The sequence below is a fragment of the Microbacterium sp. Bi128 genome (genome assembly GCF_918698205.1).
Genome location: NZ_CAKKMM010000066.1, coordinates 1 through 14,262 on the forward strand (window position 1 = coordinate 1; position 14,262 = coordinate 14,262).

At 69.9% G+C, this 14,262-nt stretch carries 14 protein-coding genes; 4 read left to right on the forward strand and 10 right to left on the reverse strand.

Going from position 1 to position 14,262, the window contains the following annotated elements:
- A partial coding sequence (locus LQV45_RS07590) for a DUF349 domain-containing protein (RefSeq protein ID WP_230006473.1) occupies positions 1–1,147 on the forward strand: 1,147 nt, incomplete at its 5' end.
- Positions 1,148–1,210: 63 nt separating this feature from the next.
- Positions 1,211–1,750, forward strand: a complete 540-nt coding sequence (locus LQV45_RS07595) for a type IV toxin-antitoxin system AbiEi family antitoxin (protein WP_230006474.1) — start codon at positions 1,211–1,213, stop codon at positions 1,748–1,750.
- On the opposite strand, the gene LQV45_RS07600 is transcribed toward LQV45_RS07595, so the two are convergent.
- The 10 genes from LQV45_RS07600 to pdxS all read right to left on the reverse strand — a co-directional run bounded on the left by LQV45_RS07600 (position 1,737) and on the right by pdxS (position 11,923).
- The gene (locus tag LQV45_RS07600) at positions 1,737–3,989 is read right to left on the reverse strand and encodes a bifunctional (p)ppGpp synthetase/guanosine-3',5'-bis(diphosphate) 3'-pyrophosphohydrolase (RefSeq protein WP_138172641.1); all 2,253 of its coding nucleotides are present in this window, start codon (positions 3,987–3,989) and stop codon (positions 1,737–1,739) included. The two genes, LQV45_RS07595 and LQV45_RS07600, sit on opposite strands and share 14 nt — an antisense overlap.
- A 67-nt stretch (positions 3,990–4,056) precedes the next feature.
- Complete coding sequence (gene secF / locus LQV45_RS07605) at positions 4,057–5,043, reverse strand: protein translocase subunit SecF (RefSeq protein WP_230006475.1); 987 nt, start codon at positions 5,041–5,043, stop codon at positions 4,057–4,059.
- Positions 5,043–6,755, reverse strand: coding sequence for a protein translocase subunit SecD (gene secD, locus LQV45_RS07610; RefSeq protein ID WP_230006476.1), 1,713 nt, complete (start codon positions 6,753–6,755; stop codon positions 5,043–5,045). Before secD ends, secF begins: the two co-directional genes overlap by 1 nt.
- A gap of 46 nt (positions 6,756–6,801) precedes the next feature.
- Positions 6,802–7,254, reverse strand: a complete 453-nt coding sequence (gene yajC, locus LQV45_RS07615) for a preprotein translocase subunit YajC (protein WP_138172638.1) — start codon at positions 7,252–7,254, stop codon at positions 6,802–6,804.
- Between the two features lie 79 nt (positions 7,255–7,333).
- Positions 7,334–8,383: a Holliday junction branch migration DNA helicase RuvB gene (gene ruvB / locus LQV45_RS07620; RefSeq protein ID WP_230006477.1), complete on the reverse strand. Its 1,050-nt coding sequence runs from the start codon at positions 8,381–8,383 to the stop codon at positions 7,334–7,336.
- Positions 8,376–8,996 (reverse strand): Holliday junction branch migration protein RuvA, encoded by a 621-nt coding sequence (ruvA, locus tag LQV45_RS07625; RefSeq protein WP_230006478.1) that lies wholly within the window; start codon positions 8,994–8,996, stop codon positions 8,376–8,378. The genes ruvB and ruvA overlap by 8 nt, the downstream gene beginning before the upstream one ends.
- A 9-nt stretch (positions 8,997–9,005) precedes the next feature.
- Positions 9,006–9,611, reverse strand: coding sequence for a crossover junction endodeoxyribonuclease RuvC (gene ruvC, locus LQV45_RS07630; protein ID WP_230006479.1), 606 nt, complete (start codon positions 9,609–9,611; stop codon positions 9,006–9,008).
- A 48-nt stretch (positions 9,612–9,659) separates the two neighbouring features.
- Positions 9,660–10,418 carry a YebC/PmpR family DNA-binding transcriptional regulator gene (locus LQV45_RS07635; RefSeq protein WP_138172634.1) on the reverse strand — a complete coding sequence of 253 codons (759 nt, stop codon included), beginning with the start codon at positions 10,416–10,418 and terminating at the stop codon, positions 9,660–9,662.
- A gap of 10 nt (positions 10,419–10,428) precedes the next feature.
- Positions 10,429–11,049, reverse strand: a complete 621-nt coding sequence (gene pdxT / locus LQV45_RS07640) for a pyridoxal 5'-phosphate synthase glutaminase subunit PdxT (protein WP_230006480.1) — start codon at positions 11,047–11,049, stop codon at positions 10,429–10,431.
- A complete protein-coding gene (gene pdxS, locus LQV45_RS07645; RefSeq protein WP_230006481.1) occupies positions 11,039–11,923 on the reverse strand; it encodes a pyridoxal 5'-phosphate synthase lyase subunit PdxS in 885 nt (294 codons plus the stop codon). Before pdxS ends, pdxT begins: the two co-directional genes overlap by 11 nt.
- Positions 11,924–12,019: 96 nt before the next feature.
- Here pdxS and LQV45_RS07650 point away from each other — a divergent pair, with 96 nt between their 5' ends.
- Together LQV45_RS07650 and pdxY are read left to right on the forward strand one after the other, a co-directional pair.
- Entirely contained in the window at positions 12,020–13,360 is a 1,341-nt protein-coding gene (locus tag LQV45_RS07650; RefSeq protein ID WP_230006482.1) for an aminotransferase class I/II-fold pyridoxal phosphate-dependent enzyme, read from the forward strand.
- Positions 13,357–14,208 (forward strand): pyridoxal kinase PdxY, encoded by an 852-nt coding sequence (gene pdxY, locus LQV45_RS07655; RefSeq protein WP_230006483.1) that lies wholly within the window; start codon positions 13,357–13,359, stop codon positions 14,206–14,208. The genes LQV45_RS07650 and pdxY overlap by 4 nt, the downstream gene beginning before the upstream one ends.
- Positions 14,209–14,262: the final 54 nt, after the last annotated feature.

A 14,262-nucleotide genomic window follows, 5' to 3' on the forward strand; every position in this document is an offset into this window, starting at 1 on the left:
GTACCCCGACGGGACCGCGGACGAGGCGCTCACCTACTACCAGCGCAAGTTCGCCGATCTGGCGGGCGAGGTCACGCTCCTCGAGGTGCGCCACCGCCGTGGGGGCGCGTCCGCGTCCGACTTGCGGTCCACGGCCGCGACGGTGCGCGACAAGGTCGACGGAGCCGCCGCCGTCGGCGACCTCGCCGCTCTGCTGGAGCGCCTGGACGCGCTGACCGCCGAGCTGGCCGAGGCGACCGAGACCGAGGCTGCCGCGGCCAAGGAGGCCGTCGAGGATGCCGTGCGCGCACGCACCGAGATCGTCGAGCAGGCCGAGGCCCTCGCCGCCCGCGACCCCCAGACGGTCCAGTGGAAGCAGATGACGGCCGACATGTCGGCGCTCTTCGACAGCTGGCAGGCCCACCAGCAGAACGGCCCCCGGCTGCCCAAGTCGACCGCTCAGACGCTGTGGCGCCGTTTCCGCGACGCTCGCGCCACGGTCGACCGTCACCGCCGCGAGTTCTTCTCGGCACTCGACGAGACGCACAAGGCCGCCCGCGACATCAAGACGCGCCTGGTCGAGCGGGCCGAGGCTCTCGCTCCGCGTGGCGAGGATGGCATCCCGGCTTACCGCGATCTTCTCGACGAGTGGAAGGCCTCGGGCCGTGCCGGCCGCAAGGTCGACGACGCGCTCTGGGCCCGGTTCAAGGCCGCCGGAGACGCGCTGTACGGTGCGCGCATCGACCGCGAGACCGCTGACGCCGAAGCGTCCAAAGAGAAGATCGAGCAGAAGCGCGCGCTCCTCGACGAGGCGGCTCCGATCGTCGACGAGAAGAACCTGGCGACGGCGCGTCAGAAGCTCACCGCGATCCAGCGCCAGTGGGACGAGATCGGGCGCATCTTCCCCCGCGACAAGGAGCGCGTCCTCGACGACGAGCTCCGCAAGATCGAGCAGAGCGTCCGCACCCGCGAAGACGCCGAGTGGAAGCGCAACGATCCCGAGCAGAAGGCGCGTGCCAACGACATGACGCGTCAGCTCACCGACGCGATCGACAAGCTCGAGGCCGAGCTCGCCGCGGCCGAGGCCAAGGGCGACAAGCGCGCCGCCGCGCAGGCGGCCGAAGCACTCGAAGCGCGTCGCACCTGGCTGCGCGCGCTCGGGGGCTGAGCGTTCTCCACAGTTTGGCGCCCCGCGGCGCCGCAGGAGAGGCCGTCCCGTCACACTGACGGGATGGCCTCTCCTTTTCTGTATTTCCCCGGAGAACGACTCTCGCTGCCGGAGTTGACCGCCGCGTGTCTCGACGGTCTGCTGATCCCGATCGGCGAGGGATTCATGCCGGCCGATGCCGTAGAGACGCCCTGGATGCGGGCACGGAGCCTGGCCCCGCTCCTCGGCGACCGGTGGGCCGCCGTGCGTTCGACCGCGGCCTGGGTGCACGGCGGCCTCGCCGTCGAGCCGTCCCGCCATCGTGTGCAGCGGGCGAGTGCTGAGCGGGCGCGTCCGCTCCGCGGCGGCAGAGTGCTCGTCCACGACGTGCGGATCGCTCCGGACGACGTGATGACGATCGCCGGTGTCCGCGTCGCCCGCCCCGAGCGGACATTGGTCGATCTCGCCCGCTCGCAGGATGCCGACGATCGCGGGATCGCGCGACGATGGGCCGGCACCGCCCCCGACGTCGCCGAAGGCGCGCGGGCGTGGCTCGCGCGGCATCCGCGCTTCCCCTACGGGAAGCGGGCCGACGATCTGCTCGCGGCGGTCAGGACGAAGTGACCCGGTACACGTCGTACACGGCGTCGATGCGGCGCACCGCATTGAGCACGCGGTCGAGGTGCACGGTGTCGCCCATCTCGAACACGAACTTGCTCAGTGCGAGGCGATCGTTCGTCGTCGAGACGGTGGCCGAGAGGATGTTGACGTGGTGCTCGCTCAGGACGCGAGTGACGTCGCTCAGCAGCCCGGAACGGTCGAGGGCTTCGACCTGGATCTGCACGAGGAAGACGCTCTTGGTCGTCGGAGCCCACTCGACCTCGATGAGCCGCTCGGGGTCCTCTCGCAGTGACTTGACGTTCGTGCAGTCGCCGCGGTGCACCGAGACGCCGCTCCCGCGCGTGACGAAGCCGACGATCTCGTCACCGGGCACCGGCGTGCAGCACTTGGCGAGCTTGACGAGGATGTCGGGGGCGCCGCGCACGAGCACGCCGGAATCGCCGCCGCGCGGGGCGCGGCTGCGTCCGACCTGCGGCAGGTCGATCGGTCCCGTCGAGGTGTCGTCGGCGCTGACGAGTGCGGTGACCTTCTCGATGACCGACTGGGTCGAGACGTGTCCCTCGCCGACCGCGGCGTACAGGGCCGCGACGTCTTCGTAGTGGAAGTGCCGGGCGACCTCGGCGAAGGAGTCCTGGTTCATCAGGCGCTGCAGCGGCAGGTTCTGCCGCCGCATGGCGCGGGCGATGGAGTCCTTGCCCTGCTCGATGGCCTCTTCGCGGCGCTCCTTGGTGAACCACCCGCGGATCTTGTTCCGCGCGCGGGTGCTCTTGACGAAGCCGAGCCAATCCTGGCTGGGGCCGGCGTCGGGGTTCTTCGACGTGAAGACCTCGACGACGTCGCCCGACTGCAGTTCGGTCTCCAGCGGCACGAGGCGCCCGTTGACCTTGGCGCCCATCGTGCGGTGCCCGATCTCGGTGTGCACGGCGTACGCGAAGTCCACGGGAGTCGCGCCCTTCGGGAGCCCGATCACGCGTCCCTTCGGCGTGAAGACGTAGACCTCTTTCGCGCCGATCTCGAAGCGCAGCGAATCGAGGAACTCCCCCGGGTCCGCGGTCTCGGCCTGCCAGTCGGAGATGCGGGCGATCCAGGCCATGTCGGTGTCGGAGGCCTTGGCATCCGTCTTTCCCCCGGCCATGCGCTCTTTGTACTTCCAGTGCGCCGCGACGCCGAACTCCGCCTGCTGGTGCATCTCGTGCGTACGGATCTGGATCTCGACCGTGCGACCGCTCGGACCGATGACCGTCGTGTGGAGCGACTGGTAGAGGTTGAACTTCGGAGTGGCGATGTAGTCCTTGAACCGGCCGGGCAGGGGCGTCCAGCGCGCGTGGATCGCACCGAGGACGGCGTAGCAGTCGCGCACCGTGCCCACGAGGATCCGGATGCCGATGAGGTCGTAGATGTCGTCGAACTCGCGGCCGCGCACGACCATCTTCTGGTACACCGAGTACAGCTGCTTCGGGCGGCCCATGACGCGGCCGCGCACGCGGAGCTCGCGCAGGTCGGCGTCGATGTTGTCGATGACGGTCTGGACGTACTGCTCGCGCTGGGGGGTGCGCTGGCGCACCAGGCTCTCGATCTCGGCGTAGAGCTTGGGGTGCAACACGGCGAACGAGAGGTCTTCGAGCTCGCTCTTGATGGCCTGGATGCCGAGCCGGTGCGCCAGCGGCGCATAGATCTCGAGCGTCTCGGTCGCCTTCTTGGCAGCCTTGTGCGGCGGGACGAAGCCCCACGTGCGCGCGTTGTGGAGGCGATCGGCGAGCTTGATGAGCAGCACCCGGATGTCGCGCGACATCGCGACGATCATCTTTCGGACCGTCTCGGCCTGGGCGCTTTCGCCGTACTTGACCTTGTCGAGCTTGGTCACGCCGTCGACGAGCATCGCGACCTCGTCGCCGAAGTCGGCCGCGAGCTCGTCGAGCGGGTAACCCGTGTCTTCGACGGTGTCGTGCAGCAGAGCCGCGGCGATGGCCTTGGGGCCGAGCCCCAGCTCGGCGAGGATCTGCGCGACGGCGAGCGGGTGCGTGATGTACGGCTCGCCACTCTGCCGCTTCTGGCCGTCGTGGGCCTTGTCGGCGACGGCGTAGGCGCGCTCGATGATGCCGAGGTCGCCCTTGGGGTGGTGCGTGCGAACGGTGCGCAGCAGCTTGTCGACGTCGTCGCGACGGGCGGCACGCGAGAAGATGCGCGGAACGAGACGTCGCAGCGAGGACGGCGGTGGCGCGGGGGACGTGGTCTCGGTCACAGGTCCCCTCCCCCGGGTTCGGCGGTCAGCCTTCCCATCCTACGTCGGGCGGGACCGGTGCCCGCCGTCAGGCGGGCACACCGGCCTTCGCGCGAGCGGCGAGCACGCGGGCGTCGCGCTCCTTGATCGGGGTCTCCCGCTCGCGCAGCAGGGCGTACAGCGGAACGGCCACGAACAGCGTCGAGTAGGCCGCCACGATCGTGCCGACGAAGATCGACAGCGAGATGTCGCTCAGGGTCCGCGCACCCAGGGGCACACCGATGAAGAGGATCGCGCCGACCGGGAGAATCGCCACCACCGTGGTGTTGATCGAGCGGATGAGCGTCTGGTTCGCGGCGAGGTTGACGGACTCGGCGAACGTTCGTCCCGAGATCTCACCGTCCTCCCGCGTATTCTCCCTCACCTTGTCGAACACGACCGTGGTGTCGTACAGCGCGTACGAGAGGATCGTCAGGAAGCCGATGACCGCGGCGGGCGAGATCTCGAACCCGAACAGCGCGTAGACGCCGATCGTGATGACGAGCACGTCCACCAGGCCGATGATCGCGGCGACCGACATCTTCCACGTCCGGAAATACAGGGCGAGGATCACGAAGGTCAGGGCGAGGAAGATGCCCAGGCCCCACAGCGACTGCCGGGTGACGTCTTCACCCCACGTGGGTCCGATGAACGAGTTCGTGATCTCACTCGAGGGAACCCCGTAGCCTTCGGCAAGGGCGGTCGAGACGCTCTGCGTCTGCTGGTCGTCGAGCTGGTCGGTCTGCACCCGTACGGCCTGGTCGCTGATCGTGGTCACGCGGGTCGCGGCATCCGGGACGACGGATGCCACGGCCTCGGTCGCGATGGCCTGGTCGAACGACGCGGGGTTGGAGACGGTGAACTGCGATCCGCCGGTGAACTCGATCGAGAACGCCACGGGACGGAACAGGGGCACCAGCGCCGCGCCGATCACGAGGACCGCGGCGATGATGAACCACAGGCGCCGGCGCTGGACGAACGGGAAAGAGGTCTTGCCCGAGTAGAGGTCGTTACCGAGCTGCGTCATGGAGCGCATCAGTCGTCTCCCTCCTTCGTGGGGCGGGTATTGCCCTGGGCTGCGGCGAGTTCGGCGCGCTTGCGTTCCGCGATCGTCTGCCGACGCTGAGCCTCGCCGCGCGAGCGGTTGGCGCGACCCGAGACGGCAGCCGCAGCCGGGGCGCGGAACTGCGCGCGACCGCGATAGACCGCGCCGAGTGCCGCGGGGTCCATGCCCGACAGCGGGTGGCCGTTGCCGAAGAAGCGCGTGCGCGCCAGCAACTGCATCACGGGGTGGGTGAAGAGGATGAAGATCAGGATGTCTATAGCCGTGGTCAGGCCCAGCGTGAACGCGAAGCCCTTCACGGTGGCATCCGCGAGGATGTACAGCACGACCGCGGCGAGGATGTTGATCGACTTCGAGATGTAGATGGTGCGCTTGGCGCGTGCCCAGCCGTCTTCGACCGCGGCGGTGATCGACTTGCCATCGCGCAACTCGTCGCGGATGCGTTCGAAGTAGACGATGAACGAGTCGGCGGTGAATCCGATCGTGACGATCAGGCCCGCGACGCCGGCGAGCGACAGGCGGAAGCCCATGCGCCAGGCGAGGATGCAGAGCGTGACGTACGTCAGGACCGCCATGACCGCCAGCGAGGCGATGATCACGGTTCCCAAGGCTCGGTACACGATGAGCGAGTAGATCGCGACGAGACCGAGACCGATGAGGCCCGCGATGAAGCCGACCTGGAGCTGCTGCGAACCGAGCGTCGCCGAGACGGTATCGGAGCTGACGACCTGGAAGCTCAGCGGCAGTGCGCCGTACTTGAGCTGGTCGGCCAGCGCCTTCGACGACTCTTGGGTGAAGTTACCCGTGATGCTCGGGCGCCCGTCGAGGATGATGCCGTTCATCGACGGGGCCGAAAGGACGGAACCGTCGAGCACGAACGCGAACTGGTTCAGCGGCGCCTGGGCGCCGTAGAGGCGCTGGCTGATCTCGCCGAACTTCTGCGTGCCCTGGTCGTTGAAGACGAGGTTGACCGCCCAGCGGCCGGTGTTCTGCTCCTGGCCGTTCGTGGCGTCCGAGATGTCGGTTCCGGCGAGCACCACGGGCCCGAGGATGTACTTCTGCCCATCGTTCAGGCCGCACGTGATCAGCGGCTGGTCCGCGGGCGCCTGTGCGGGGTTGACGGCGGGGTTCGCGCAGTCGTACGCGAGGAACTGGGCTTGCAGTGCCGGGGTGATGTACGCCGGGTCGCTCGCGTTGGTGGGCGAGGCCGTGGGCGTCGACGGGAGGTTCGGGTCGGGCGTCGGGTACGGAGTGGCGTTGCCGTCCTCGCCGACGAACGACGTCGCCGGTGATCCCGAGAACAGCACCGGTCGCAGCTGCAGCTGCGCGGAGCTCTGGATCCGCTGGCGCGTGGCCTCGTCTGCCTGCCCCGGGATCTGCACGACGATGTTGCGGCCGCCCTCGGTGGCCACGTCGGCCTCGCCGACGCCGGAGGCGTCCACGCGCTGGCGGATGATCGAGACGGCCTGCTGCAGCTGCTCGGCGTCCGGCTCGGCTCCGTCCGTCGTCTGCGCGGCGAGGATGATCTGGGTTCCGCCCTGGAGGTCGAGGGCGAGGTCGGGGGTCCAGGAGCTGGCCTGGAAGGCATACACGCCCAGCGCGTTGATGCCGAACAGCACGCCGGTGATGGCGAGCAGTCCGGTCAGTACGCGCCAGGCGTGGCGGACGGGAGTCGAGGGCGCCACGGAGTCGGCTTTCTGTGCGGCGGTGAACGGAAGGGGCGGAGGCGCGTCAGGCCTGGGGGCGGTCCTTGTCGTCGCGCTCGGTCTCGGTGGCCTGGCGCGCGCGGTGGTCGTCGCTGATCGAGGTGATGTCGCCGTCGGCGACACCGGCGACGTACTCGGCCTCGGACTCCTCGGCCTCGATGAAGTCGTCTTCGGTGACGAAGCCCTGCGCCGGGTTCACGATGCGCAGCACGGCTTGGCTGTGGACCTTGATGACGACGCCCGGCGCGATCTCCACGTGAGCGGGCTTGTCGAGGTCTTCACCGTCGTACTCGACGATCGTTCCGTACAGGCCGCCCTGCAGCAGCACCTCGGAGCCCGGAACGGTCTGGCGCGCCTTCTCTTCCTGCTCCAGCTTCTGCTTCTGCATGCGGCGACGCGAGCTCCAGAACATGAAGACCAGGAGACCGATCAGCAGGATGATCAGGCCGTAGTTGGCGAAGAAGTTCGCGAAGTCCATGGAGGCGGTGCACCTTTCGATTCCGGCGCGCCGTGCGGCACTGCCAAAGGGGGTCGGGGAATCCCTCGCCGAGTATAGGTCATCCCCCTTGGCTGAACCGGAGCAGCCCGTCGGGGTGGGGGACGTCGAGATGTTCGTACGCCTCGGGGGTGGCCACACGACCGCGCGGTGTCCGGCCCATGAATCCGATGCGAACAAGATACGGCTCCACCACCGACTCGATGGTCTCGGGCTCCTCGCCGACGGCGACGGCGAGGGTGCTGAGTCCCACCGGACCGCCGCGGAATCGCCGGACGAGCGCGTCCAGCACCGCCCGGTCGAGGCGGTCGAGGCCGATGGCATCCACGTCGTACAGGTCGAGGGCAGCGTCGACGGTGCGGACGTCGGCGTCGCCGGCATCCGTCCCGGTGGAGGGGCCGTGCACGACGAGGTAGTCGCGTACGCGGCGGAGCAGACGATTGGCGATGCGCGGGGTGCCGCGCGAGCGCCGCGCGATCTCGGAGCGAGCGGTTCCGGGTAGACCCACGTCGAGCATGGATGCCGACCGCGAGACGACCCGTTCGAGTTCTTCGGGCTCGTAGTACTCCAGGTGCGCGGTGAAGCCGAAGCGGTCGCGCAGCGGGTTCGGGAGGAGCCCCGCGCGCGTCGTGGCGCCCACGAGGGTGAAGGGCGAGAGATCGAGCGGGATGCTCGTCGCGCCCGCGCCCTTGCCGACCATGATGTCGATGCGGAAGTCCTCCATCGCGAGGTACAGCATCTCTTCGGCCGAACGGGCCATGCGGTGGATCTCGTCGATGAAGAGCACCTCGCCCGGCGTGAGCGAGGACAGCAGCGCGGCAAGGTCGCCGGCGTGCTGGATCGCGGGGCCGCTGGACAAGCGCAACGGTCGGCCGCTCTCGTAGGCGACGATCATCGCGAGGGTCGTCTTGCCGAGTCCGGGCGGGCCGGACAGCAGGATGTGGTCGGGCGAGCGCTGCTGGATGCGGGCGGCATCGAGGAGCAGCTGGAGCTGGCCGCGCACCTTCTGCTGGCCGACGAACTCGCTCAGCGATGTCGGGCGGAGGGCGCCCTCGATCGCCAGTTCGGTCTCGTCGTCGGGCGTGCCCGCGTCGCGCACGACGTCAGCCACCGATGGGCTCCTTGCGCGCGGGGCCGAGCAGCGCGAGCGTGAGGCGCAGCAGCGCCTGCACCGAGGCGCGGTCGGCGTCGGCGGCGTCTTCGGCGACGGATGCCACGGCCTCGGCGGCGGTGCGTTCGCTCCAGCCGAGTCCGATCAGGGCCTGCGTGACCTGGAGGGGCACCTGTCCGTGCGGTGCGACGGCCGCCGGTGTCTGCGTCGGCACGACGGCGAGCTTCCCGGCGAGCTGGACGACGATGAGCTTCGCGGTCTTGGGGCCGATGCCCGAGACGCGCTTGAACGGCGCGTCGTCGTCATCCGTGACGGCCTGGGCGATCTGCGGGACCGTGAGCGAGGACAGGACGCCCATCGCCGACTTGGGGCCGACGCCGGTGACGCCGATGAGCTGCGTGAAGACGGTCAGCTCTTCACGGGTCTCGAAACCGAAGAGCGACAGGGCGTCTTCGCGCACGACGAGATGCGTGTGCAGGTGCACCTGCGCGCCGACGTGGGTGGTGCGGGCGACCTGCGGGGTGACGGCCACCGAGAGCCCGACTCCCCCGACGACCACGACGAGCGCATCGTCGCCGACGTGCGCGGCGACACCCTGCAGCGAAGAGATCATGTCCCGAGCCTACGCGCCGGTTCGGACCTTTGTTCGAGCGACACGCGTCGCCGGCGACGTCTGGCGCTTCTCGGCATCCCGCCACGCTTTCTGAGCGGGGGTCAGAGCCCCCCCGGTGGTGGCGGTCGCGGCTCCCCCGCGCCAGGCGTGGCAGAGCGCCAGTGCCAGGGCGTCGGCGGCGTCGGCGGGTTGCGGCAGCGCGTCCAGCCGCAGCACCCGGGCGACCATCGTCTGCACCTGGAGCTTGTCGGCCGACCCGTAGCCGGTGATCGCGGCCTTGACCTCGCTCGGCGTGTGGGTGGCGGCCGGGATGCCGTGCTCCGCCGCGAGCAGCAGGGCGATGCCGCTCGCTTGCGCGGTGCCCATCACGGAGTGGCGGTTGTTCTGCGCGAAGACGCGCTCGACGGCGACGACCTGGGGGTCATGGGCGGCGAGGACGTCACGGATCCCCGCGGCGATCGTCGCCAGGCGACGTTCGATCGGATCGGTCACCGCGGAACGCACCACGCCGACGTGCACGAGCGTGGCCGAGCGGTCGGGGGCGACATCGACGACGCCGAGACCGCAACGCGTCAGGCCGGGGTCGACGCCGAGGACGCGCAGAGAACGAGACACGGCCCCCACGCTAAGCGCCGGGGCCGTGCGAGAGGGCAGGGCGCGCCCTTACTCGTCGTTCTCGAGCTCGGCCTGCACCTCGGGGGTGAGGTCGAAGTTGGTGTAGACGTTCTGCACGTCGTCGCTGTCTTCGAGCGCGTCGATGAGGCGGAACACCTTGCGAGCGGTGTCGGCGTCGACCTCGACCTTCAGCGAGGGGACGAACTCGACGTCGGCGGAGTCGTACTCGATCCCGGCTTCCTGGAGCGCGGAACGGACGGTCACGAGGTCGCTCGCCTCGGTGATGACGCCGAAGCCCTCGCCGTGCGGCTCGACCTCTTCGGCGCCGGCCTCGAGGACGGCCAGCATGACGTCGTCTTCGGTCGTGCCCTCGGAGGGAACGACGATGACGCCCTTGCGGCTGAAGTTGTAGGCCACGCTGCCGGGGTCGGCGAGGGTGCCGCCGTTACGGCTGAGTGCGGTGCGCACCTCGGCTGCGGCGCGGTTCTTGTTGTCGGTCAGACACTCGATGAGGAAGGCCACACCGTTGGGGCCGTAGCCCTCGTACATGATCGACGAGTACTCGACGGCCTCGCCGCCGATCCCGGCGCCGCGCTTGATGGCGCGGTCGATGTTGTCTTTGGGGACCGAGGTCTTCTTGGCCTTGAGCACCGCGTCGAAGAGCGTCGGGTTGCCCTGGAGGTCCGCTCCACCGAGCTTGGCGGCGACCTCGATGTTCTTGATGAGCTTGGCCCACGACTTGGCGCGGCGGGCGTCGACGACCGCCTTCTTGTGCTTGGTCGTGGCCCATTTGGAGTGTCCGGACATGGGTTCCAGTCTAGAACGAGGGCGCCGACACCCCGGTGCGCATGTGGACGCGTTCCAGGAACCGCGCGTGGAAGCGCGTTTCGCCCGTGGATTCGGGGTGGAACGCCAGGCCGAGGAGGTTCCCCTGCTCGACCGCGACGATGCGTCCGTCGGGCAGGGTGGCGAGCGGGGTGGCATCCGGACCCGCGTCGGTGACCACGGGCGCGCGGATGAACACGGCGTGCACCGGCGGATCGCCCAGCACCGGCACGGCGAGGTCGGTCTCGAACGACTGCGTCTGGGAGCCGAAGGCGTTGCGCTGCACGCGCACGTCCAGGCCGCCGAGTGTCCGCTGACCCTCGATCGCGCCGTCCAGGCGATCGGCGAGCAGGATCAGTCCGGCGCAGGTGCCAAGCACCGGGAGTCCGTCGGCGATCGCCGCACGCAGCGGGTCGAACAGGCCGAAGGCGCGCGCGAGCTTGTCGATGACGCTCGACTCGCCGCCGGGCAGCACGAGGCCGTCGACGTCGGCGAGCTCGGACGCGCGCCGGACGGGCCGGGCGTCGGCGCCCAGGCCCGCGAGCACGCGGAGGTGCTCGCGGACGTCGCCCTGGAGGGCGAGGACGCCGACGCGGGGGGTGTTACCAGCCACGCTCGGCCAGGCGGTGCGGGGCGGGAAGGTCGGCGACGTTGATGCCCACCATCGCCTCGCCGAGTCCGCGCGAGGCCTCGGCCACGATCTTGGGGTCGTCGTGGAACGTCGTCGCCTTCACGATCGCGGCGGCGCGCTGCGCGGGGTTGCCGGACTTGAAGATGCCCGAGCCGACGAACACGCCGTCCGCGCCCAGCTGCATCATCATCGCGGCGTCGGCCGGGGTGGCCACTCCCCCGGCGGTGAAGAGCACGACGGGGAGGGTCCCGGTCTCCGCGATCTCGGCGACGAGCTCGTAGGGGGCCTGCAGCTCTTTGGCGGCGACGTACAGCTCGTCCTTGGTCTTGGACCGCAGGGCGTTGATCTCGCCGCGGATCGTGCGGATGTGCTTGGTCGCCTCGGAGACGTCTCCGGTGCCGGCCTCGCCCTTGGAGCGGATCATCGCGGCGCCCTCGGTGATGCGGCGGAGTGCCTCGCCGAGGTTCGTCGCACCGCAGACGAAGGGCACGGTGAAGTTCCACTTGTCGATGTGGTTCACGTAGTCGGCGGGCGAGAGCACCTCGGACTCGTCGATGTAGTCGACGCCCAGCTCCTGCAGGATCTGCGCCTCGACGAAGTGTCCGATGCGGGCCTTGGCCATGACGGGGATCGAGACGGATGCCACGATGTCGTCGATCAGGTCGGGGTCGCTCATGCGCGCGACGCCGCCCTGGGCGCGGATGTCGGCGGGCACGCGCTCGAGCGCCATGACGGCGACGGCGCCGGCGTCCTCGGCGATCTTCGCCTGGTCGGCGGTGACGACGTCCATGATGACGCCGCCCTTGAGCATCTCGGCGAGTCCGCGCTTGACGCGGGAGGTTCCGGTGTCGGTCATTGTCGATTCCCTTCGCGCTTCGGGCGCGCTCTGTTTGGCTTAGGCCAAAAGGTAGCACGTCGCGGGACATATGCTGGAGATGGCGAGAGGGGGCCCATGTCCGTCAATATCACCGGTCGCTCGGCATCCGAGATCTCGGCCGATCTGCGCGAGCGGATCGAGCGCGGGCACCTCCAGTCGGGCGACGCGCTGCCGTCGGTACGCGCCCTCGCCGCCGAGCTCGGCGTCAACCGCAACACCGTGGTCGCCGCGTATCGGATGCTCGCCCAGGCGGGCCTCGTCGTCGCCCGCGGCCGCGGCGGAACGCGCGTCGCTGGGCAGGCGCCGGTCGCGCAGGAGGGCTACGCGGCGGGGACCGTGCTCCGCGACGTCGGCACCGGCAACCCCGATCCCGCGCTGATTCCCGACCCCGCAGCCGCGCTCGCCCGCTCCGGCCGCCCGGTCCTGTACGGCGAGCCCGTCGTCGACCCGGGCCTGGAGGCGTGGGCGCGCGAATGGATGGCCGAGGGCCTCCCCGCTCCCACCCCGCGCATCACCGTCACCAGCGGCGCGAGCGATGCGATCGAGCGTCTGCTCGCGCAGGCTCTGCAGCGCGACGACGCCGTCGCCCTCGAAGACCCCTGTTTCCTCTCGGCGCTGCACACCGTCCGGCAGGGCGGCTATCGCGCCGTGCCGGTGGCGGTGGATGCCGAGGGCATGACGGTCGAGGGACTCCGCGCCGCTTTGGCCGACGGCGTCCGCGCCGTGATCTGCACTCCGCGGGCGCACAACCCCACCGGGGCGAGCCTGACCGAGACGCGGGCCGCCGAGCTCCGGGCCGTCCTCGCGGACCACCCGTACGTGCTCGTGATCGAGGACGACCACTTCTCCCTCCTCTCGCGCGCGCCGCTGCACTCGGTCATCGGCGAGACGCAGCAGCGATGGGCGCGCATCCGGTCGGTGTCGAAGTTCCTCGGACCCGACATGTGCCTCGCGGTCGTGGCATCCGATGACGAGACGGCCGACCGCCTCGCCCTGCGTCTCACCCCCGGCACCACCTGGGTCAGCCACATCCTGCAGCGGCTCACTCTCGCTCTCGTCACCGACCTGGAGGTGCGCGACGGGATCGAACGGGCTGCCACGCACTACGCGGATCGCAACGCGGCGTTCGCCGCCCTCTTGGCCGCACGCGGGCTCCCGCTCACCGTCGGCGACGGCCTCAACCTCTGGGTGCCGCTGCCGGCTCCGGCAGCGCGGGTGCGCGAAGAGCTCATGCGCCGAGGCTGGCTCGTCCGCGACGGCGACCACTTCTTCCTGTCCCCCGATGCCGCCGGCGACTACCTGCGCCTGACCGTGCACGGGCTCACCGACGTCGAGGCCGCGGCCCTCGCCGACGACCTCGCGACGGCCGTGGCCGCGCTCCGACCGCCGACGCGAAGTGGGAGGATCGAGGGATGAAGGTCCTCTCGATCCAGTCCGCCGTCGCCTACGGGCACGTCGGAAACTCGGCCGCCGTCTTCCCGCTGCAGCGCATCGGCGTCGAAGTGCTGCCGGTGTACACGGTGAACTTCTCGAACCACACCGGATACGGCGCCTGGCGCGGGCCGCTCATCTCGCCCGCCGACGTCGCCGACGTGATCACCGGCATCGAGGAGCGCGGGGTCTTCGGAGAGATCGACGTCGTGCTCTCGGGCTACCAGGGCGGCGAGGGCATCGCCGACGTCATCATCGACGCCGTCGCCCGGGTGAAGAAGGCGAACCCGGATGCCGTGTACGCGTGCGATCCGGTCATGGGCAACGCCAAGTCCGGGTGCTTCGTCGCCCCCGCCATCCCCGAGTTGCTGCGCGAACGTGTCGTGCCCGTCGCCGACATCCTCACGCCGAACCAGTTCGAGCTCGGCTTCCTGACCGGAACCGAGCCGGGCAGCATCGACTCGACCCTCGAGTCCGCCGACCTCGTCCGCGCGCGCGGCCCCCGGACGGTGCTCGTCACGAGCGTCGAGCGCCCCGACCGCGAGCCCGACACGATCGAGATGATGGTCGTCGACGACGCCGGGGCGTGGATCGTCCAGACCCCGCTCATCCCGATGAAGGCCAACGGCTCGGGCGATGTCACGGCGGCGCTGTTCACCGCCCACTACCGTCGCAGCGGCGACGCGGCCGACGCGCTGGCGCGCACGGCATCCAGTGTCTTCGATCTGTTGTCGAACACCTACGAGTCCGGCTCGCGCGAACTCCGGCTCGTCGAGTCGCAAGAGGCGTACGCCCACCCGCGGCTCCAGTTCGCCGCCCGCCAGGTGCGCTGACCGCCTCAGGTGCGTGAGTCGCCACGAATTGTCGCCTGGCAGGGCCGCGAGGCG